Annotated in this window: 12 protein-coding genes; 9 read left to right on the forward strand and 3 right to left on the reverse strand. The window is 76.1% G+C overall.

Annotated elements, in window-relative coordinates:
• Window positions 1–117: 117 nt before the first annotated feature.
• The 4 genes from OZ948_07115 to OZ948_07130 are packed head-to-tail and all read left to right on the forward strand — an operon-like array spanning window position 118 to window position 8,921.
• Window positions 118–3,213, forward strand: a complete 3,096-nt coding sequence (locus OZ948_07115; GenBank protein MEB2344490.1) for a fused MFS/spermidine synthase — start codon at window positions 118–120, stop codon at window positions 3,211–3,213.
• The gene (locus tag OZ948_07120; protein MEB2344491.1) at window positions 3,210–6,095 is read left to right on the forward strand and encodes a fused MFS/spermidine synthase; all 2,886 of its coding nucleotides are present in this window, start codon (window positions 3,210–3,212) and stop codon (window positions 6,093–6,095) included. The genes OZ948_07115 and OZ948_07120 overlap by 4 nt, the downstream gene beginning before the upstream one ends.
• Window positions 6,096–6,122: 27 nt before the next feature.
• Window positions 6,123–8,378: a DUF3604 domain-containing protein gene (locus OZ948_07125; GenBank protein ID MEB2344492.1), complete on the forward strand. Its 2,256-nt coding sequence runs from the start codon at window positions 6,123–6,125 to the stop codon at window positions 8,376–8,378.
• Between the two features lie 3 nt (window positions 8,379–8,381).
• Entirely contained in the window at window positions 8,382–8,921 is a 540-nt protein-coding gene (locus OZ948_07130; protein MEB2344493.1) for a hypothetical protein, read from the forward strand.
• Between the two features lie 57 nt (window positions 8,922–8,978).
• Here the strand turns inward: OZ948_07130 and OZ948_07135 are convergent, their stop codons facing one another.
• Window positions 8,979–11,561, reverse strand: a complete 2,583-nt coding sequence (locus OZ948_07135; protein ID MEB2344494.1) for a DUF3516 domain-containing protein — start codon at window positions 11,559–11,561, stop codon at window positions 8,979–8,981.
• Window positions 11,562–11,619: 58 nt separating this feature from the next.
• Between OZ948_07135 and OZ948_07140 the strand changes: the two genes are divergently transcribed.
• Window positions 11,620–14,553 (forward strand): DEAD/DEAH box helicase, encoded by a 2,934-nt coding sequence (locus OZ948_07140; GenBank protein ID MEB2344495.1) that lies wholly within the window; start codon window positions 11,620–11,622, stop codon window positions 14,551–14,553.
• A gap of 33 nt (window positions 14,554–14,586) precedes the next feature.
• Window positions 14,587–15,138 (forward strand): hypothetical protein, encoded by a 552-nt coding sequence (locus OZ948_07145; protein ID MEB2344496.1) that lies wholly within the window; start codon window positions 14,587–14,589, stop codon window positions 15,136–15,138.
• 16 nt (window positions 15,139–15,154) lie between these two features.
• Here OZ948_07145 and OZ948_07150 read toward each other — a convergent pair whose 3' ends face one another.
• Both OZ948_07150 and OZ948_07155 read right to left on the reverse strand, forming a co-directional pair.
• Window positions 15,155–16,057: an acyl-CoA desaturase gene (locus tag OZ948_07150; protein MEB2344497.1), complete on the reverse strand. Its 903-nt coding sequence runs from the start codon at window positions 16,055–16,057 to the stop codon at window positions 15,155–15,157.
• 162 nt (window positions 16,058–16,219) lie between these two features.
• Window positions 16,220–17,047 carry a universal stress protein gene (locus tag OZ948_07155; protein ID MEB2344498.1) on the reverse strand — a complete coding sequence of 276 codons (828 nt, stop codon included), beginning with the start codon at window positions 17,045–17,047 and terminating at the stop codon, window positions 16,220–16,222.
• Window positions 17,048–17,191: 144 nt separating this feature from the next.
• On the opposite strand from OZ948_07155, the gene mtnP reads away from it, so the two are divergent.
• From mtnP to OZ948_07170, 3 genes are read left to right on the forward strand one after another with little or no spacing between them, the layout of a single operon-like run.
• A complete protein-coding gene (gene mtnP / locus OZ948_07160; protein MEB2344499.1) occupies window positions 17,192–17,962 on the forward strand; it encodes an S-methyl-5'-thioadenosine phosphorylase in 771 nt (256 codons plus the stop codon).
• Window positions 17,959–18,402 carry an alternative ribosome rescue aminoacyl-tRNA hydrolase ArfB gene (gene arfB / locus OZ948_07165; GenBank protein MEB2344500.1) on the forward strand — a complete coding sequence of 148 codons (444 nt, stop codon included), beginning with the start codon at window positions 17,959–17,961 and terminating at the stop codon, window positions 18,400–18,402. Before mtnP ends, arfB begins: the two co-directional genes overlap by 4 nt.
• An 18-nt stretch (window positions 18,403–18,420) precedes the next feature.
• Window positions 18,421–19,407 (forward strand): lysylphosphatidylglycerol synthase domain-containing protein, encoded by a 987-nt coding sequence (locus OZ948_07170; protein MEB2344501.1) that lies wholly within the window; start codon window positions 18,421–18,423, stop codon window positions 19,405–19,407.
• The last annotated feature ends 37 nt before the right edge of the window (window positions 19,408–19,444 follow it).

Below are 19,444 nucleotides of genomic sequence, written 5' to 3' on the forward strand. Positions count from 1 at the left end.
GAGCCCATCGCAGGGACCCGCTGCCGGCGCGGTCACGCGCGCCTCGCGCGCTGGCCCGGAGGGGCATTTCTCGTATGCTCCCGCGCGTCCGGCCGCGTTGGCCCCGTGGAGCGCCCCTTGCGGGACCGCAGCTTCTGGCCCGTCGCCCTCTGCTTCCTGCTGTCGGGCTTCGCGGCCCTGATCTACCAGACGGCCTGGACCCGCGCGTTCGCCTTCGTCTTCGGCACCTCGGAGCTCGCGGTCGCCACCGTGCTGGCGGCCTACATGGGCGGGCTCGCGGCCGGCTCCTGGGTGGCCGGCCGCCACGCGCACCGGGTGCGGCGGCCGGTGCTCGTCTACGGCGCGCTCGAGGGCGGCATCGCGGCGGCGGCGCTGGCGGTCCCGCTCGCCGTGCGCGCCGCGACCGCACTCCATGGCGTGCTCTTCGGAGGGCAGCCCGAGGTGCCATCCTCGGGCGGCACGGGGTCGGCGCTCTACTTCCTCGGGTCGTCGTTCCTGATCCTGCTCGTCCCGACGGCGCTGATGGGCGCGACCCTGCCCCTGCTCGCGCGCTCCGGGGTGCACACGCAGAGCCAGATCGGCTCGCGGATCGGCGCCCTCTACGCCCTGAACACGGCCGGTGCCGTCGCCGGCACCGGGATGGCGGCCTTCTGGCTGCTGCCGGCCCTGGGCCTCTCGAGGACGGTGCTGGTGGCGGTGGCCGCCAACGTGGTGGTCTTCGCCATCGCCGCCGCGCTCGCTCGGACGGCGCCACCGCTCGCCCCCGCGACGGCGAGCACCGCCACGCCCCGGCGCGGCTTCCACTGGATCCTGCCGGCCGTGCTCGTCTCGGGTGCGGTCTCGTTCGGCTACGAGGTGTTCTGGTTCCGGCTGCTCTCGCATCTCCTCGGCGGCAGCGTGCACGCCTTCTCGACGATGCTGGCGAGCTTCCTGATCGGCATCGCGGCCGGCTCCGCGATCGCGGCCCGCCTCGCGTCGAGCCCGGAGCGCGGCGGGCGCGGCTTCGCGATCGCCCAGCTCGGGATCGCGGCGCTCTCGGTCGTGGCATACACACTTCTCGATCGCACGCCGGCGCTCGCCGGCCTGCTGGCCGGGGTTCCGCGCGAGGGGGCCGACGCGCTGATCGCGATCGCCGTCCTGCTGCCGGGCACGCTCTGCATCGGTGCCACCTTCCCGTTCGCGGTGCGGGTGCTGGCGCGCACCCCCGAGGAGGCCAGCGCCGCCACCGCGCGCGTCTACGCCTGGAACACGGTCGGTGCGATCGCGGGCTCGATCGGCGCGGGCTTCTGGCTGATCCCGGCGCTGGGCTTCCCGGGCGCGCTCGCGGCGTTCGTCGCGGCGAGCGCGCTGCTCGCGCTCCTCGCCGCCACGGCGAGCGTCCCGCGCGCGCCGGGGCTCGCGCTCGGTGCAGCGGCGCTCGCGCTCGCGGCCGTCCTGGTGCCGCTCGAGCCGCCCTGGACGCTCCTGCGCACCGGCCCGCTCGTGCGCGAGCCGCAGCCCGGCAAGGTCGCCTTCGACGCCGTCGGCCGCACCGCCACCGTGCTCCTGCTCGACGAGGGCAGCCAGTGGAGCCTGCGCACGAACGGGCTGCCCGAGTCGACGGTCATGGGCCGTCACGGCCGGCCCATGAAGTTCGGGAGCGGCCGCTGGCTCGGGATCCTGCCGACGCTCGCGCGGCCGGAGAGCCGCGAGCTGCTGGTGGTCGGCCTCGGCGGCGGCGTCGCCATCGAGCTGGTGCCGCCCTCGATCGAGCGCATCGACGTGATCGAGCTCGAGCCCGAGGTCGTCGAGGCGAACCGCCGGCTCTCGCCGCTGCGGCGCTTCGACCCGCTCGCCGATCCGCGCGTGCGCGTCCACGTGAACGACGCCCGCGGCGCGCTCCAGCTCACGAGCCGGCGCTTCGACGCGATCGTCTCCCAGCCCTCGCACCCCTGGACCGCCGGGGCGTCGCACCTCTACACGCGGGAGTTCTTCCAGCTCGCGCGCCGCCATCTGCGCCCGGGCGGGGTCCTGGTGCAGTGGATGGGCATGCACTTCGTCGACACGGAGCTCCTGCGGGTGCTGCTCGCGACGCTGCTCGACAGCTTCCCCCACGTGCGCGTGTACGGCCCCTACCTGGCTGGCGAGTTTGCGTTCGTGGCCTCGGAGCAGCCGCTGCCGATCGAGGAGACCTCGGCCCGGGCGCTCGCCGCCGCGCCGGGCTTCTTTGCCCGCCTGGGCCTGTTGGCGCCCGAGGCGATCGCCGCCGACCTGCTGCTCGACGAGCAGGGGGTGCGCGCGTTCGCCGCCGGTGCGCCCGTCGGCACCGACGACCGGAACCTGCTCCAGACGCGCTCGCCGGGCGTGATCGCGAGGAATGCCGGACTCACGCCGGCGGCCGCGCTCGCCGCTCTGGCCGGGCAGGACCCCCTGCCCGGGCTCGTCCGGCGCATGGATCCGCTGCTGCTCGCCGACGCGCTGCAGGCGCACGCCGCCACCGCGCGGGCGCTGCAGGTCGCCGACGGGGTGGAGGAGGACCCGGGGCTGCGGCACACGGTGCTCGGCTGGATCGCCGCGTCCTCCGGCCAGGCGCAGCGTGCCGGACAGGAGCTCGACGCGGCGCTCGCGAAGGACCCGCACCAGCCCTTCGCGCGGGCGGCGCTGCTGCGCGTGCGGCGCGGCGCCTACCTGCGCTCACCCGAGACGCTCGCGCAGCTCGCGCCGCTCGCGCCCGAGGAGCAGGCGGTGCTCGACGCCTGGCGCGCGCTCGAGGCCGGCGACGAGGCCGCTTCCGCGGCCCTCGAGCCGCGCCTCGCCGCGATCGACCCCCGCCATCCGCTGGCCCGGGAAGCGCTGCGCGCGCGCGCCGATGCGCGCGTCGCCCGCGGCGACCCGGCCAGCGCGGTCGAGGCGCTGGCGCTGCTCGACGACGCCATGCAGTACGGCGCGCGCCCGGAGGACTTCGTAGCGCGCGCGCGTGCGGCGCTGCTGGCGGGGGATCCCGACGAGTCGATCGACACGCTCGCGCAGCTCCTGCCGTGGGTCGAGTCGAACCCGAACCCGGGCGCGATCGCGCAGCAGGCGCTCGCGTTCCTCGACGGGATCCCCGCGGACGCCGACGCCATGGGCCGGCGAGCCGGGATCCGCGTGCGCTTCGAGCGGGCCGCGCACGGCGGACGCCAGGCCCCGCGAGGCGCCGCACGCGCCCGGGGCGGGCGAACCCCTTCGGGATGAGGGCCGGCCGCGCGGTGGCCCCGCTCCTGTGCGCGATCTTCTTCCTCTCGGGTGCCGCCGGGCTGCTCTTCGAGAGCCTGTGGTTCCGGCAGGCCGGGCTTGCCTTCGGCAACGGGGTCTGGGCGACGAGCCTGGTGCTCTCGAGCTTCATGGCCGGCCTCGCGCTCGGCAACCTGCTGGCCGCGCGCTGGCGCCGGCTCGGCGCGCGTCCGATCGCCGCCTACGCCGCCCTCGAGGCGACGATCGCGGCGTCGGGCGTGGGCCTCGTGCTCCTCCTGCCGCGGCTCGGGCCGCTGCTGGCTCCCGGGCTCGGGGGGCTCTCCGAAGCGCCCGTGCTGCTCAACGCGCTGCGCCTCGCGATCGCCTTCGCCCTGCTCGTGATGCCCGCGACCGCGATGGGCGCGACGCTGCCGCTCCTCGTGCAGGCGCTCGAGGTGCGCACGGGTAGCTTCGGCTCGGCACTCGGGCGGCTCTACGGCTGGAACACGCTCGGCGCGGTGCTCGGCGCGGTCGCGGGCGAGGCCTTCCTGGTGGCGCCGCTCGGGGTGCGCGGCACCGCGCTGGTCGCGGCCGGCTGCAACCTCGCAGCCGGCGCCGGCGCGCTCGCGGGCGGCTGGGGCCTCGCGGGTGCGCGCGAGGCGGGCGAGGAGCCGCGGCGCGGCGACCCGCACGCCCCGCGCGTGCGCCTCGCGCTCGCGGCGGCCTTCCTGGCCGGCCTCACGCTGCTCGCCCTCGAGGTGGTCTGGTTCCGGTTCCTGCACCTCTTCGTGCGCTCGAGCGGCCTCGCCTTCGCGCTGCTCCTGGCGACCGTGCTGGGCGGGATCGGCGCGGGCGGCCTGCTCGGCGGCGCCTGGCTGCGCCGCGATCCGCGCGCCTGGCGCCACGCGGGCTGGCTCGCGTGCGCGGCCGGCGCCCTGGTGGCCGCCCTCTACCTCGGCTTCGCGTGGGTCCCGGCGCTCTTCGCCGGGCGCTACCTCGCGAAGCCGGCCGAGATCCTCGCGCTGGCGGCCCTGCTCGTGCTGCCGGTGAGCCTCGTCTCGGGCGCGCTCTTCCCGCTGCTCGGGGCGGCGCTCGGCGAGGAGCTGCGCCCGGCGCGCCGCGCCACGGGCCTGCTCACCTTCGCCAACACGGTCGGGGCCGGGCTCGGCTCGCTGCTCGGCGGCTTCGTGCTGCTGCCCGGGCTCGGGATGGAGCGCTCGTTCTTCCTGCTCGCCGCCCTCTACCTGGCGGTCGCCGCGCTGGCCGAGCGCCTCGCGCGCCATGCGGCGGCGCCGCTTCCGCGCGCGCGCTGGGCGGCGCCAGCGGCGCTCGGGCTCGCGCTCCTCGTCTTCCCGTTCGGGCTCATGGAGTCGCACTACCTGCGCATCCCGGCCCGGCGCGCGACCACGGACCAGACGCTGGTCGCGGTGCGCGAGGGGCGCACCGAGACCAGCCAGCTCCTGCGCCGCGACTTCCTCGGCGAGCCCGTGAGCCATCAGCTCCTGACCGACGGCTACCGCATGGCCGGCACCGCCGTCGGCGGTCGCCGCTACATGAAGCTCTACGTGTGGATGCCGGTGGCGTTGCGCCCCGAGCCGAAGCAGGCGCTCCTGGTCAGCTTCGGCGTGGGTTCGACCGCGCGCGCGCTCGCCGACACCCGGAGCCTCGAGCACATCGACGTGGTCGACATCTCGCGCGAGATCCTCGCGCTCTCGGATCTCGTCTACCCGCCGGAGCGCCATCCGCTGCGCGACCCGCGCGTGCAGGTCCACGTCGAGGACGGTCGCTGGTTCCTCGAGACGACCGGCCGGCGCTACGACCTGATCACCGGCGAGCCGCCGCCGCCGAAGAACGCCGGGGTCGTGAACCTCTACACCCGCGAGTACTTCGCGCTGGTGCGCAGCCGGCTCGCACCGGGCGGCATCCACAGCTACTGGCTGCCGGTCCACCAGCTCAGCGAGCTCGACGCCCGTTCGATCGTGCGTGCCTACTGCGACGTCTTCCCCGACTGCTCGCTGTGGACCGGCACCAGCCTCGACTGGATGCTGGTCGGGAGCAACGGCGCGCGCTTCGCGCGCGACGAGGCCGCCTTCACCGCACAGTGGCGGGACCCCGTGGTGGGTCCGGAGCTCGCGGCCGTCGGCTTCGAGCGGCCCGAGCAGCTCGGCACGACCTTCCTGGCCGACGCCGACCAGCTCCGGAGCTGGACCGGGGACGCCCCGCCCGTCCGCGACGACTTCCCGAAGCGGATCTCGGGCCCCTACCCGGGCCCGGCGGCGCGCGCGGTCTTCACCCGCTTCATGGACACCGGCGCGACGGCCGCGCGCTTCGCCGCGAGCCGCTTCGTGCGCGAGGCCTGGCCCGCCGCCCTGCGCGAGCGCACGCTCGGCTGGTTCCGCAGCCAGGCGCTCGTGAACCGGCTGATGGCCGACCGGGCCCCCACGGTCCCGGCAAGCGAGCGGATCGCCACGCTCGACGCGCTGCTCAGCGACACCGATCTGCGAACGCTTCCCCTGTGGGCGCTCGGGGTGACCGGGGAGCAGATCGAGATCCTCGAGCGCCGGCTCGCGGCCGGCCTCGAGCGCGAGGCCGATCACCAGGCGGGCCTGGCCCCCCGCGACCTCGCCGCCCGCCGCTACGACGTCGCCGCGCGCCGCTACGGCCAGCTCCTGCGCCGCCACCCGCGCGACCGCGAGGCCCTCACCTGGCGGGTCTACGCGCTGGCCCGCAGCGGCGATCTCGAGGAGGCGCGCGCCGAGCTGCGCCGCGCCCGCCCGTGGCTCGCGCAGGCCGGCGGCGACCAGAGCGACCTCGCGTGGATCGCCGAGCGCTACGGGCTCGGCCGTCCGGAGGGCGGGCCGGGCGGGAGCGCCCCCCCCGGAGGCGGCGGCGCCCCGCGCTAGAGTGGGCCCGCACGCCAGGAGGGTCCCGTGGAACGCACGACCTTCGCCGCCCCTCTCGCGCTCCTGCTCGCGCTCGCCGGCTGCGGCGAGCACCAGGGCCCCGGCACGATCGAAGGCGCCGCGCTCCCGCCGGAGCTCGTCCGCTCCCGCGCCGGGGCGCAGGCGGAGGCGGCCCACGCGCTCGCCGAGCGCTCGTTCTCGGCCGATCCCGATCGCCAGATCCTGTTCGGGGACCTGCACGTCCACACCACCTTCTCGGCCGACGCCTTCATGATGGGCCTGCCGATCCAGCAGGGCGAGGGCGTCCACCCCGTCGCCGACGCCTGCGACTTCGCCCGCATCTGCTCGGCCCTCGACTTCTGGAGCATCACCGACCACGCCGAGGCGCTGACCCCGCGGCGCTGGGAGGAGACGATCGACACGATCCGGCAGTGCAACGCGGTTGCCGGCGATCCCGCCGACCCCGACGTCGTGGCGCTGCTCGGCTGGGAGTGGACCCAGATCGGGCGCACGCCCGAGACCCACTACGGGCACAAGAACGTGATCCTGCGCGAGTGGGAGGAGGGGCGCGTCCCGGCGCGCCCGATCCACTCGGCCAGCTTCGCGACCCAGGCGATGCGCCAGAAGCCGGACTGGCGCCAGCGCTGGCTGCTGCCGCTCGGCGACTGGGAGAACCGCCAGCTCTACTTCGACATGATGACCTACCTCGGGGAGCTTCGCGACACGCCGATGTGTCCAGACGGCGTGGACGTCCACGAGCTCCCGACGGACTGCTCCGAGGGCGCCGCCACGCCCGCGCTGCTCTTCGACAAGCTCGACCAGTGGGGCTTCGACTCGCTGGTGATCCCGCACGGAACGACCTGGGGCATCTACACGCCGCCCGGCTCGTCGTGGGACAAGCAGCTCGATCCGGAGCAGCACGACCCCGCGCGCCAGAAGCTCGTCGAGGTCTTCTCGGGGCACGGGAGCTCCGAGCAGTACCGGAGCTTCCGCGAGGTGGAGTTCGGCGCGAACGGCGAGGCGATCTGCCCGGCGACCCAGCCCGACTACGAGCCCTGCTGCCAGCGTGCCGGCACGATCATCCGCAGCCGCTGCGAGGACCCGGACTCGCCGGAGTGCGCGGAGCGGGTGGCGGCGGCGCAGGCGAACTTCCTGGCCGCCGGGGTGCAGGGCCGGCTCACCGTGCCGGGCGCGCAGGTGGAGGACTGGGGCAACTGCGGCAACTGCACCGACTGCTACCTGCCGGCCTTCGGCTACCGGCCGCGCAGCGCGGTCCAGTACATCCTCGCGCTCTCCGACTTCCGGGACACGGCCGATCCGCTGCGCTTCCGCTTCGGCTTCCTCGCGTCGAGCGACAACCACTCCGCCCGCCCCGGCACCGGCTACAAGGAGTACGGGCGCCTCTACAACACCGAGGCACGCGGCCCGCGCGACGCCGGGTGGTACGAGCGCGTCAACCGGGGCGTGCGTCGCGACCCCGCACCCGAGTCGGTGTCGATCGAGGAGGCGGCGCGCGGCCTCCAGCAGTACCAGCTCCTCGACTTCGAGCGCCAGGCGTCGTTCTTCCTGACCGGCGGGCTGGTCGGGCTCCACGCCCGGGGCCGCGGCCGCGAGGCGATCTGGGACGCGCTCCAGGAGCGCGCGGTCTACGGGACCAGCGGCGAGCGCATCCTGCTCTGGTTCGACCTGCTGAACGCGCCGGGCGGCGTGCTGCCGATGGGAAGCGACGCGAGGCTCGCCGAGACCCCGATCTTCCGCGTGCGTGCGGCCGGCGCCCTCGAACAGCTCCCGGGCTGCCCCGACGCCGCGACGGCAGGCCTGTCGCCCGAGCGCCTCGAGCGGCTGTGCCGCGGCGAGTGCTACCACCCGGGCAACGTGCGGCGGCGCATCACGCGCATCGAGGTCGTGCGGATCCGGCCGCAGGCGGTCCCGGGCGAGCTGGTCGACGCCCTGATCCAGGACCCGTGGCGCACGCTTCCCTGCCCGCCCGACGAGAGCGGCTGCACCGTCGAGTTCGACGATCCCGAGTTCCTCGCCGAGAACCGCGAGATCCTCTACTACGTGCGCGCGATCCAGGAGCCGACGCCCGCGGTGAACGCGGGCCTGCTGCGCTGCACCCGCGACGAGAGCGGCGCCTGCGTCGGCGTCGACCCCTGCTACGGCGACTACCGCACCCCGCGCGGCGAGGACTGCCTCGCGCCCAACGAGGAGCGCGCCTGGTCCTCGCCGATCTGGGTCGCGCCCGGCCACGGCTTCACCGCACCGGCGTCCGCGGCGCCCTGAGGGATGCTGCGCAAGCTCCTCCTGCTCTGCCTCGACGAGGAAGCGGGCGGGGACGGCCCGGCCGACGCCGCGGGCGCGCTGCGCCGCCTCGCGCACCACTGGGAGTGGATCGACGGCGTCCTCGCAGCGCCGGAGGGTCTCGCCCTCGCGGCGGCGCGCACGGCCCCGGTCCCGGTCGGGCTCGACGCGAGGCTCGGGCGCGAGGGCGCCGGGGAGGCCGGGGCCCGCGAGCTGCTCGCCGCGCTCGCGGCTGCTCGATGGCGCGGCGCGCTGCTGCTGCTCGGCGCCCCGGCCTTCGGGAGCCTCTGGTCCGCGACGGCCGGCGGCGTGCCCCCGAGCGGGCCGCGCTTCGGGTCGGTGGGCCTGCTCACGCGCGCCGCGGGAGGACCCTGGCTGCGCGGGCGCCGCTCGAGCGATCCCCTGCCGCTCCGTTCGCAGCTCGAGCGCGAGGGCTTCTGCGAGCTCGCCGTGCTCGAGGCCGAGCGCCCGCGCGAGGTCGCCGCGCTCCAGCTCGCGGGCGGGGGCGGCTGGCGCGAGCGCTGAGGTCCGCGCTGCGGAAGGGATCGCACGACGCGACGGCAGCCGTCGGGCCGAGCACCCCTACGTCCCGATCCGGAGGAGGCGGACGAGCGGCCCCGCAGGCGAGCGCTCGGCGCGCAGGTCGACCTCGCCCGCCAGGTGCCAGAGGTCCTCGCCGCCCGGGTCGCAGAGCACCTGCTGCAGGCTCCAGCGCCGCGGCTCCTCCTGGCGCAGGACGGTCTTGTCGGCGCTGCGGGCGCGCGGCTCGAAGACGATGCGCCCGTGCTCGGCGAAGAAGGGCGCGAGCGCGCGCTCGAAGCGCGCCTCGTCCCAGGGATCCCCGGGGTCGGCACGCACGCACGCCGCGGCCGCCTCCCAGTCGCGCGCCGCGAGCGCGCGCACGAGCTGGTGGAGCTCGCCGCGCACGCGCGCGGCGAGCGCGCGCGGGTGGCGCGCGAGGTCGTAGGGCTGGGGCGCCGGAGCCGGCCGATCGCGGCGCCGTCCCGAAGGGTCCAGAGCACTCGCACCGCCCGGCCGCAGGCGCTCCTCCCACTCCTCGACGAGGCTCGAGTCCACCCGCGCCAGCAGCGCGCGGAAGAAGCCGATCGCGTCCCACAGCTCGTCGTCGCGCGCGGCCTCCGGCACCGACTGGACGAGCACGTTGTGGAACTGCGAGAGGTAGCGGAGCAGGAGGCCCTCGCTGCGCTGGATGCCGTAGCGGCGCACGTAGTGGTCGAAGTCCTCGTAGCCCTCCCACATCTCGCGGGCCACGGACTTCGGGCGCAGCGGCTCCTCGGCGAGCCATGGGTGCTTCTCGCAGAAGAAGGCGAAGCTCGCGCGCAGGAACTCCTCGGCGGGCTTCGGGTGGGTCACCTCGGCGAGCTTCGCCATGCGCTCCTCGTACTCGACCCCCTCCGCCTTGAGCCGCGCCACGAGCTCCGCCCGGGCCTGCTGCACCTGCTGCTGGAGGACCGGCCGGGGGTCCTCGAGGATCGCCTCCACGAGCGACAGGACGTCGCGGGCGTAGTCGGGCGACGTGCGGTCGAGGAGCCCGACCGCGTCGACCAGGTAGAGCGCCAGCGACTGGTGCAGCGAGAAGTCGCGCTGGAGATCGGCGGCCAGGCGCACGGTGGCGCAGCCAGCCTCGACGTCGAAGACGCGCTGGACGAGGCCCGCCGCACGCAGCGAGCGGAACAGACGGGCCGCCTCGCGGCGCAGCACACGCTTGCGGGCCGGCGGCTCGTGCGAGCGCTCGATCAGCTCGACGAGCAGGCGGTGGCCGGTCCCCCGCACCCCTTCGTCGAGCCCGCGCTGGAGCGACGCCACGAGCATTCCGTGCCCGATCCGGAAGCGCGACTCGAGCCTCTCCGGGGGGCTCGCCGCGAGCTTCTCGAAGGCCTCCTTCGACCAGCCGACGAAGCCGGGCGGCGGCTTCTTCTTCTGCGCCTTCTTCCCGCCGCCCGCCGCCCGGGCCTCGATGCGCTTGTTCTCGACCACGTGCTCGGGCGCCTGGCACACCACCCAGCCGTGGTCGTCGAAGCCCTTGCGTCCGGCGCGCCCGGCGATCTGCTGGAAGTCGCGGACCGAGAGCAGGCCCGTCTTCTCGCCGTCGAACTTCACGAGCCCCGAGAAGAGCACGGTGCGGATCGGCACGTTCACGCCGACGCCGAGCGTGTCGGTGCCGCACACGACCCGCAGCAGGCCGCGCTGGGCGAGCTGCTCGACCAGCAGCCGGTAGCGCGGCAGGAGCCCCGCGTGGTGGAGGCCGACCCCGTGCTTCAGGATGCGCTGCACGTCCTTGCCGTAGGGCGAGTCGAAGCGCACGCCGGCCAGCGCCTCGGCGATCGCCTGGCGCTGCTCGCGCGTCGCCAGCTGCGCGCTGGTCAGCGCCTGGGCCTGCTCGGCCGCCTCGCGCTGGGTGAAGAAGACGACGTAGACGGGCGCACGCCCGCTCGCGAGCAGCTCCTCGACCGTCTCGTGGAGCGGCGTCTCGCGCCACTCGAAGCCGAGCGGCACGGGCCGCTCGTCGCTGTGCACGTGGGCGGCCGGACGCCCGCTCTGGCGCACCAGCTTCTCCTCGATCGGCGCGGTGTTGCCGAGCGTCGCCGACATCAGCAGGAACTGGGTGCGCTCGAGGAGCAGGAGCGGCACCTGCCACGCCACGCCCCGCGCCGGGTCGGCGTAGAAGTGGAACTCGTCCATCACGACGCAGGGCGCGTCGGCGGCCTCGCCCTGGCGCAGCGCCATGTTCGCGAGCACCTCGGCGGTGCAGCAGACGACGGGCGCCGCCCAGTTGATGCTGGCGTCGCCGGTGAGCATCCCCACCTGCTCGGGGCCGAGCTCCGCGCACAGCGCGAAGAACTTCTCGTTGACGAGCGCCTTCACCGGTGCGGTGTAGAACGAGCGGCGGCCCTCGCAGAGCGCCTTCCAGTGCAGGCCGAGCGCCACCAGCGACTTGCCCGAGCCGGTCGGTGTCGAGAGCACCACGTGCTTGCCGGCCCAGAGCTCGAGGAGCGCCTCCTCCTGCGCGGGATAGAGCGTGAGGCCCGTGTCGGCGACCCACCCGAGGAAGCGATCGAGCGACGCCTCGGGCGCGAGCGGGCCGTCGGGCAGGCGCGGGCCGAGGCGCGAGGCCGCGGGCGCTTCGGTGTCGGGGGCGCTCATCGCGGCGCGAGGGTAGTGGATGCCCGGGCGGGACGGGTTTCCTACGCTGCGCGCCCGCATGGCTTCCTCGTCGCTCTTCGAGGCGGTGCGCAAGGCGGCCTCGCGCCACGCCTGGTCGCGGGGCGTCGAGCTCGTGCGCGCGCAGGCCGTCACGCTCGAGGCGGAGGGCGCGGACGAGCTGCGCCTGCGGGTCGCCGAGCCGGGCGCGGTGGTCGCGCGTGCGGTGACGCTGCTCCCGGCCGACGGCGCCTGGGACTGCGACTGCGCCGGCGAGGAGGACCCCTGCGAGCACGTCGCCGCCGCGGCGATCGCGTGGCGACAGGCGGGCGGCGCCCTGCCCCGCCCGGCGCCCGGCGAAGGTGGCGGGCGGCTGCGCTACGCGCTCTCGCGCGGTGCGGGCGGGCTCGCGCTCGCGCGGCTCGCCGTCGCAGCCGACGGCGGCGAGCAGGTGCTCGCGGTGCGCCTGCGCGCGCTCGCGGCCGGGCGCGTCGCGGGCCCCCGCGTGGCCGCCGAGGAGATCGATCTCGCGGTCGACGATGCGCTCGACGACCCGCGCGGGGGCCCTCTCGGCCGCGCCGGCCTCACGCGCCTCCTGCCGCTCCTCGCGCGCTGCACCGACGTGCGTCTCGACGGGGTCCCGGTGCGCTGCGAGCCCGAGCCGCTCGCACCCCAGGGCTTCGTCGAGGACCACGCGGGCGGCTTCCTGCTGCGCGTCGAGCTGCTGCCGCCCGGCGCCCAGCCGGTCGGCGAGGGCTTCGCGCTCGTCGCGGGCGCGCTCCGGCCACTCCGCGAGACGCGCCTCGGCGCCCGCGAGCTCGCAGAGCTCCCGCGCGGGGAACTCTTCGCGCCCGAGCGTGCGGCCGAGCTCGCGGCCGAGGTGCTCCCGGACCTCGCGCGGCGCATCCCGGTGGAGGTGCGGACGCGGCGGCTTCCGCGCGCCGGCGCGCGCCGCGAGCCGCCGCGGATCGTGATCGCGACGCACCGCCAGGGCGAGGCGCTCGCCGTGCGTGCCGACCTCGTCTACGGCGACCCGCCGCGCGCGCGCGTCGAGGCAGGCCGGCTGATCCCGCTCGGAGGCGCCGTGCCGCTCCGCGACGAGCCTGCCGAGCGGGCGCTCGCGCGGCGCGTGCAGGGCGAGCTGGCGCTCCCGGTCGGCGCCGAGCTCGTGCTGCGCGACGAGGCCGCGCTCGAGACCGCCGCGCGCCTGCGGAGCTGGCCGGGCGCGATCGAGGGCGATGCGCACGCCACCTTCGTCCGCGCGCCCGCGCTCGCGCCGAGGCTCGGCGGCGAAGGGGAGCGCGTCGAGCTCTGGTTCGAGGGCGCCACGCCGGGCGCGCCCCTCCGGGTGGACGCTGCGCGCGTGCTGCGCGCCTGGGAGGAGGGACGCACGTTCGTGTCGATCGGCGAGGGAGGCCTTGCGCCCCTCCCCGCCGACTGGCTCGCGCGCTTCGGCCGCGAGGCGGCGGCCCTGCTCGAGCAGCGCCGCGCCGACGGCAGCCTGCCGCGCGCCGCGCTTCCGGATCTCGCCCGCCTCGCCGCCGCGCTCGACACCCCGCCGCCCCCCGCCCTCGACGGGCTGCGCGCCCTCGTCGACGGCTTCACGGCGACGCCGCCCGCCGCGCTGCCGCCGGACCTGCGCGCGGAGCTGCGCGGCTACCAGCGCGCGGGCGCCGACTGGCTCTGCTTCCTGCGCGACGCCGGCCTCGGCGCGCTGCTCGCCGACGACATGGGCCTCGGCAAGACGCTCCAGGTGCTCTGCGCCCTGCCTGCCTCCAGGCGGACCCTCGTCGTGTGCCCGACGAGCGTGCTCCAGAACTGGGCCGACGAGCTGCGCCGCTTCCGGCCGGGCCTCGCCGTCGCCATCTACCACGGCCCCGCGCGGAGCCTCGATCCCGGCGCCGACGTGACCCTCACGACCTACGCGATCCTGCGTCTCGAGGCGGAGGCGCTCGCCGCCGCCGCCTGGGACACGGTCGTCCTCGACGAGGCCCAGGCGATCAAGAGCCCGGACAGCCAGGTCGCCCGGGCCGCCCGCGCGCTGCGCGCCGGCTGGCGCGTGGCCGTGACCGGCACGCCGGTCGAGAACCGCCTCGAGGAGCTGTGGAGCCAGCTCCACTTCGCGAGCCCGGGGCTGCTCGGCTCGCGCGCCTCGTTCCAGACGCGCTGGGCGCGGCCGATCGCGGCCGGCGAGCCGGGCGTCGCCGAGGCGCTGCGCCGGCGCCTGCGCCCCTTCGTGCTGCGCCGCCGCAAGAGCGAGGTCGCCCCCGAGCTGCCGCCGCGCATCGAGCGCGTGCTGCGCTGCGAGCTCGACCCCGAGGAGCGCGCGGTCTACGAGGCGATCCGTGCCGCCACGCGCCGCGAGGTCGCCGAGCGCCTCACGGCGGGTGCGAGCCCGCTCGCCGCGCTCGAGGCGCTCCTGCGCCTGCGCCAGGCCGCCTGCCACCGCGGGCTCGTGCCGGGGCAGCAGGCGGGTGCGGGTCCGGCGGGCTCGTCGAAGCTCGAGCTGCTCGTCGAGGAGCTCGGCACGGCGGTCGCCGAGGGCCACAAGGCGCTGGTCTTCTCGCAGTGGACGAGCCTGCTCGACCGGGTCGAGCCGGCCCTCGCGGCGGCGGGGATCGCCTGGACCCGGCTCGACGGCAGCACCCGCGACCGCGCCGGGGTGGTGGCCCGCTTCCAGGACGCGGCGGGGCCGCCGGTCCTGCTCGTCTCGCTCAAGGCCGGGGGCAGCGGCCTGAACCTGACCGCGGCCGACCACGTCTTCCTGCTCGACCCGTGGTGGAACCCGGCGGTCGAGGACCAGGCCGCGGACCGCGCGCACCGGATCGGCCAGACCCGGCCGGTCGAGATCCACCGGCTCGTCGCGGCCGACAGCGTCGAGGAGCGCGTGCTGGCGCTCCAGGCGCGCAAGCGTGCCGCCGCCGACGCGGCGCTCGGCGACGCGGGTGCCGCCGCGGCGCTCACCCGCGAGGACCTGCTGGCCCTGCTCGACTAGCTCGTTAGAGTCTCGCCCTCGGAGGGACCCGGCATGGAGGCGGCCGATCGCTGGCGGCGCTGCAGCTCGTGCAAGGCGCCGCTCGCCTTTGCCGCGCCGTACTGGGCCTGCAACGTCTCCACCTGCAACCGCGGGCGCACGGCGCTCACCTTCTGCTCGGTGTCGTGCTGGGACGCGCACCTGGCCGTGGTGCCGCACCGCGAGTCGTGGGCGCTCGAGCGCCGCGCGCCGACGCGCGCGGAGTGGGCCGCGAAGCTCGCGGAGGACGGGGGGGAGGAGCGGCCGGCCGAACGGGCCCCCGCGACCGCAGCCCCGGCGCGCGCTCCGTCCGCGCCCCCTGCCGCCGCCGCCGCGCCGCGCCGCATCCTCCCGCCGCCGGCGCCGGCCCGGCCGGACCCCCTCGCGCGCGAGGTCCTCATCGTCGCCTCGAAGCTCAAGGCCTACGTGCGCGCGCGCGCCGGGATGAACACCTCGGACCGCTGCGTCGAGCCGCTCTCGGACGCGGTGCGCGAGCTGGCCGAGCGCGCCATCGAGAAGGCGCGCGCCGAGGGGCGCAGGACCGTCCTCGAGCGCGACTTCGAGTGAGGCGGGAGGCCGCCGGCTAGGCGGCCTCGCTCAGCTCGGGCGCGCGGCTCGCGCCGGTCTCCTTCATCCAGGCAGGCGGCTCGCGCAGGTTGCTCACGAGGCCGATCGCCGCGAGCCCGCGCAGCACGTAGTAGGTCGCGTCCACCTCCCAGGGGCGGAAGCCCTGGCGGCAGCTCGCCTGGTAGAAGTGATGGTTGTTGTGCCAGCCCTCGCCGCAGGTGAGCAGAGCCAGCGCCAGGCTGTTGCGGCTCGTGTCGCCGGTCTCGAAGCGCCGCCCGCCGACCAGGTGCATCAGCGAGTTGATCGTGTAGGTCGCGTGCCAGAGCAGGGTCGTCGACAGGAAGTAGCCCCAGAAGAGGCCCGGCCAGCCGCCGATCGCGAAGCAGGCGACGGCGAGCGCCACCGGCGGCACGAAGTGCCAGCGGTTGAGCCAGCGGATCTCGGGGTAGCGCGCGAAGTCCGGGATCAGGTCGAGGCGCGTCGCCTGCCAGCGCTTGTCGAAGATCCAGCCCTGGTGCGAGTACCAGAAGCCGCGCTTGGGCGAGTGGACGTCGTGCGGGCCGTCCGACTCGCGGTGGTGGATGCGGTGCAGGCTCGCCCACCAGAGCGGGCCCTTCTGCGTCGCCAGGGTCCCGAGCAGCGCCAGCACGAACTGGAAGGCGCGGCTCGTCCGGAAGCTCTTGTGCGCGAAGTAGCGGTGGTAGCCCGCGGTGATGCCGAACAGACGGCCCCAGAAGGTGAGGGCGAAGAGCAGGAGGGCGGTCTTGGTGAAGCCGGTCACGAAGACACCGAGCGCCGCGACGTGCACGCCCCAGTAGAGCGCGTAGGTGATGCGGTCGAGCGTGGCGTTCGCCCAGAGCCCGTCGGCATGGGTCGGCGGCCGCACGGGCTCGGCGTTCGTCGTCTCCCCTTCGCGCATGGTCACCCCGGTGCTCCTTCTCGCTGGGCAGGGCCGTTCGAGCGCGAGCAGGATACGGCCTGCCCAGGCCGGCGAAGGCGGGCGCCTGTGAAACTTCGGTAAAAGGGGTCGTCCCGCCGCGAGCGGGGAGCGGGGGTCAGGGCGGTGGCGAGGCGGGCCCGGTCACGCGCCCCCGGCCGGCGCGCGCAGCACCGAGGCCGGCGCCAGGCGCAGCAGGGCTTCCGACACCGAATCCTGTCGAATCCGCTCGAGCCCGCTTCGCTGCCGGCCGCCGACCACGACCACGTCGGCGCGCTCCTGCTCGGCCACCAGCGCGATCTGGTCCGCGAGCCAGCGGACCGCCGGCTCGATGCGGATCTCGGTCGTCCCCGGCCCCGCCGGCGCGCCGAAACGCGCCTCGAGCTCGGCGCGGGCGGTGGCCGCACCTGCCGGCTCGCAGAGGTGGAGGAGCAGCGCGTCGCAGGCACCGAGCCGGCGCAGGCTCGCGAGCGCGGCGGCCGCGGCGTCGCCGCTCGCCGAGGCGTCCACCGCCACCAGCGCCCGCAGCGCGCGCCGGCCGCCCGCGCAGGCCTCGAAGGGCGCGGCGTCGGCGGCCAGCAGGACGGGCGCCGGCACCGCGCGCGCCAGCCGGGTGGCGAGGCTCCCGACCCTCCAACGCGGGCCCGGACGATGGCCGACGATGCCCATCACCAGGAGCCGCGCCGAGACCTCGCGCGCGAGCTCGCCGATGCGCTCGTCGGGCCGGCCGACGAGCGCGCGCGTCTCGACCTCGAGCCCGCCGCTCGCGAGCCCGGCGGCGACCTCGGCGAGACGCGCCGTGGCGGCCTGCGAGAGCTCGTCCTGGAGCTTGCGCCCCGTCCAGGCCAGGGCGCCGAGGTCGGTCACGTGTACGAGCAGCAGGCGCTCGCCGCAGGCGCGCGCGAAGGCGGCCGCCGTGCGCAGGCCGTGCTCCGCCCCGGGCGAGAAGTCCGTCGCACAGACGATCGCCACCCCGTCTCCTCCCTGCTCCGCTGCGGGCGCGCAGGGTATCGCATCCGGCCGCCGGAACGGTCGCGCCGGCGCGGCGCGCGCCCGCTGGCGAGCGCTCGCCGCGTCACCGTAGACTCGCTCCCGCCGCGAGGCAGGGGGGGCTCCTTGGCGCGCATCGGCATCATCGGCGGCTCGGGGCTCGACGACCCGCAGCTCCTCGCGGGCGCGCGCGACGAGGCGGTCACCACGCCCTGGGGCGCCCCCTCGTCGCCGCTCCGGCACGGGCGCATCGAGGGGGTCGAGTGCCTGCTCCTCGCGCGCCACGGCCGCGCGCACACGATCCCGCCCTCGCAGGTGAACAACCGCGCCAACCTGCATGCCCTGAAGACGGCCGGCTGCACCCACGTGCTGGCCACGACCGCGGTCGGGAGCCTGCGCCAGGAGGTGGGCCGAGGCGACCTCGTCGTGCTCGATCAGTTCATCGACTGGACGCGGGGGCGGGCGCAGAGCTTCCACGAGCGCTTCGAGCCCGGCCAGCCCGTCCACACGCCGATGGCCGACCCCTTCGACGCCCGCCTGCGCGAGCGGCTGATCGCCGCCGCGCGCGCGCTCGGCCTGCGCCACCACCCGCGCGGCACGGTCGTGACCATCGAGGGCCCGCGCTTCTCGACGCGGGCCGAGTCGCGGATGCTCCGCAGCTTCGGCGCGGACGTCGTCAACATGTCGACCGCGCCCGAGTGCGCGCTCGCGAACGAGGCCGGCCTGCCCTACGCGGCGGTCGCCATGGCCACCGACTACGACTCGTGGAAGGAGGACGAGCCGCCGGTCACCTGGGAGGAGATCACGCGCACCTTCGCGGCCAACGTGGAGGCGGTCGTGTCGCTCCTGGTGCGGGCGATCGCCGCCCTCGGCGCGAGCCCCCTGGATCGGACGTGAGCGGGCTGCGCGACCTGCGCGTCGGCCGCACGCTCGTGCTGCCGCGCCGCCTGCTCGCGCAGCGCTTCGCCCGCTCCGGCGGGGCGGGCGGGCAGAACGTGAACAAGGTCGAGACCAAGGTCGAGCTGCGCCTCGACCTCGACGCCGCCGAGGCCTGGCTCGGCGCGCAACGCACCGCCCGGGTACGCGAGCGCCTCGCCGGCCGCCTCGACGCGGACGGCCGCCTGCGGATCGCCTGCGACCGCCATCGCGAGCGAGGCCGCAATCTCGAGGCCGCGCTCGCGCGCATGGAGGAGCTGCTCGCCGCCGCCCTCCGTCCGGCCCGCCCGCGCCGCCCGACGCGGCCCACCCGCGCCTCCCGGGAGCGGCGCCTCGAGGGCAAGCGGCGGCAGGCCCGGCGGAAGCGGGAGCGGGCGGGGCCCGGCGACCAGGCCCGGTGACCCGGGTATGATCGGCCGATGGCCGCCCTCGCGCGCAGGAGCTGGCGATCGGTCCTGCCGTGGGTCGTCTCGGCGGCGCTGCTCGTCTACGTGTTCGGCTGGGCCACCGACTGGCACAAGCTGCGCGAGGCGCTGCGCGCCGCCGACGTGCCGGCGTTCCTGCTCTTCGCGAGCCTCGACCGGCTCGCGTTCTTCGCGGTCTGGACCTCGCTCCAGGCGCTCGCGCTGCGCCGCTTCGTGTCGGAGGTGCCGACCCGCTCCGTCTTCGCCGTGCGGGGCGGCTCGGAGCTGATCCGCACGGTCAGCAACCCGGCCTCCGACGCCGCCTTCTTCCTCGGCCTCGCCCAGCTCGCGGGTGGGCGCATCGACGCCGTCATCAGCGCCGCGCTGGTGCCCGCCTTCGTGCACTTCCAGGTGATGCTCGCGCTGATGACCGTGGCGCTGCCCTTCGTCACGGGCGGGCCGGCCGGCAATCGCGGCACCTGGACCACGGCCGCGATCCTGTGGGGCGTGGTCTTCGCGGTCGCGATCGCCGTGCGCCTGTCGGGCTCGCGCAAGCTCCGGATCCCGGGCATCGCGGGCCTGCGCGGCTGGCTCGAGCGCTTCGCGTTCCGGGACCTGCGCCCGTTCTACCTGGGCTTCCTCGGCCTCACGCTCTTCGACGTCCTGATCCAGGGGCTGGCGTCGCGCGCCTTCGGGATCCCGATCGACTGGATCGCGCTCGCGGCACGCCTGCCGCTGCTCTACCTGGCGCTCGCGATCCCGACCCTCGGCAACTTCGGCACGCGCGAGGTGGCGTGGGCGGCGCTCTTCGCCGAGTTCGGCAGCCACGACCAGTTGATCGCCTACGCGCTCGGCGTGAACGCCGTCTTCCTCGTCATGAACCTGCTGCTCGGGCTGCTCTTCCTGCCCCGCGCGCTGCAGCTCCTCGCCGCCGTGCGCCGGGCCCGACACGAGGGCGCGGCCGTCCCCGAGCCCCTCCTCCACGACCCCACCGACCTCTGACGCTGGCGCCTCCCGGGGCGGAGGGGCAGGCTCCGGG

The organism is Deltaproteobacteria bacterium (assembly GCA_035063765.1).
Classification (GTDB): domain Bacteria; phylum Myxococcota_A; class UBA9160; order UBA9160; family PR03; genus CAADGG01.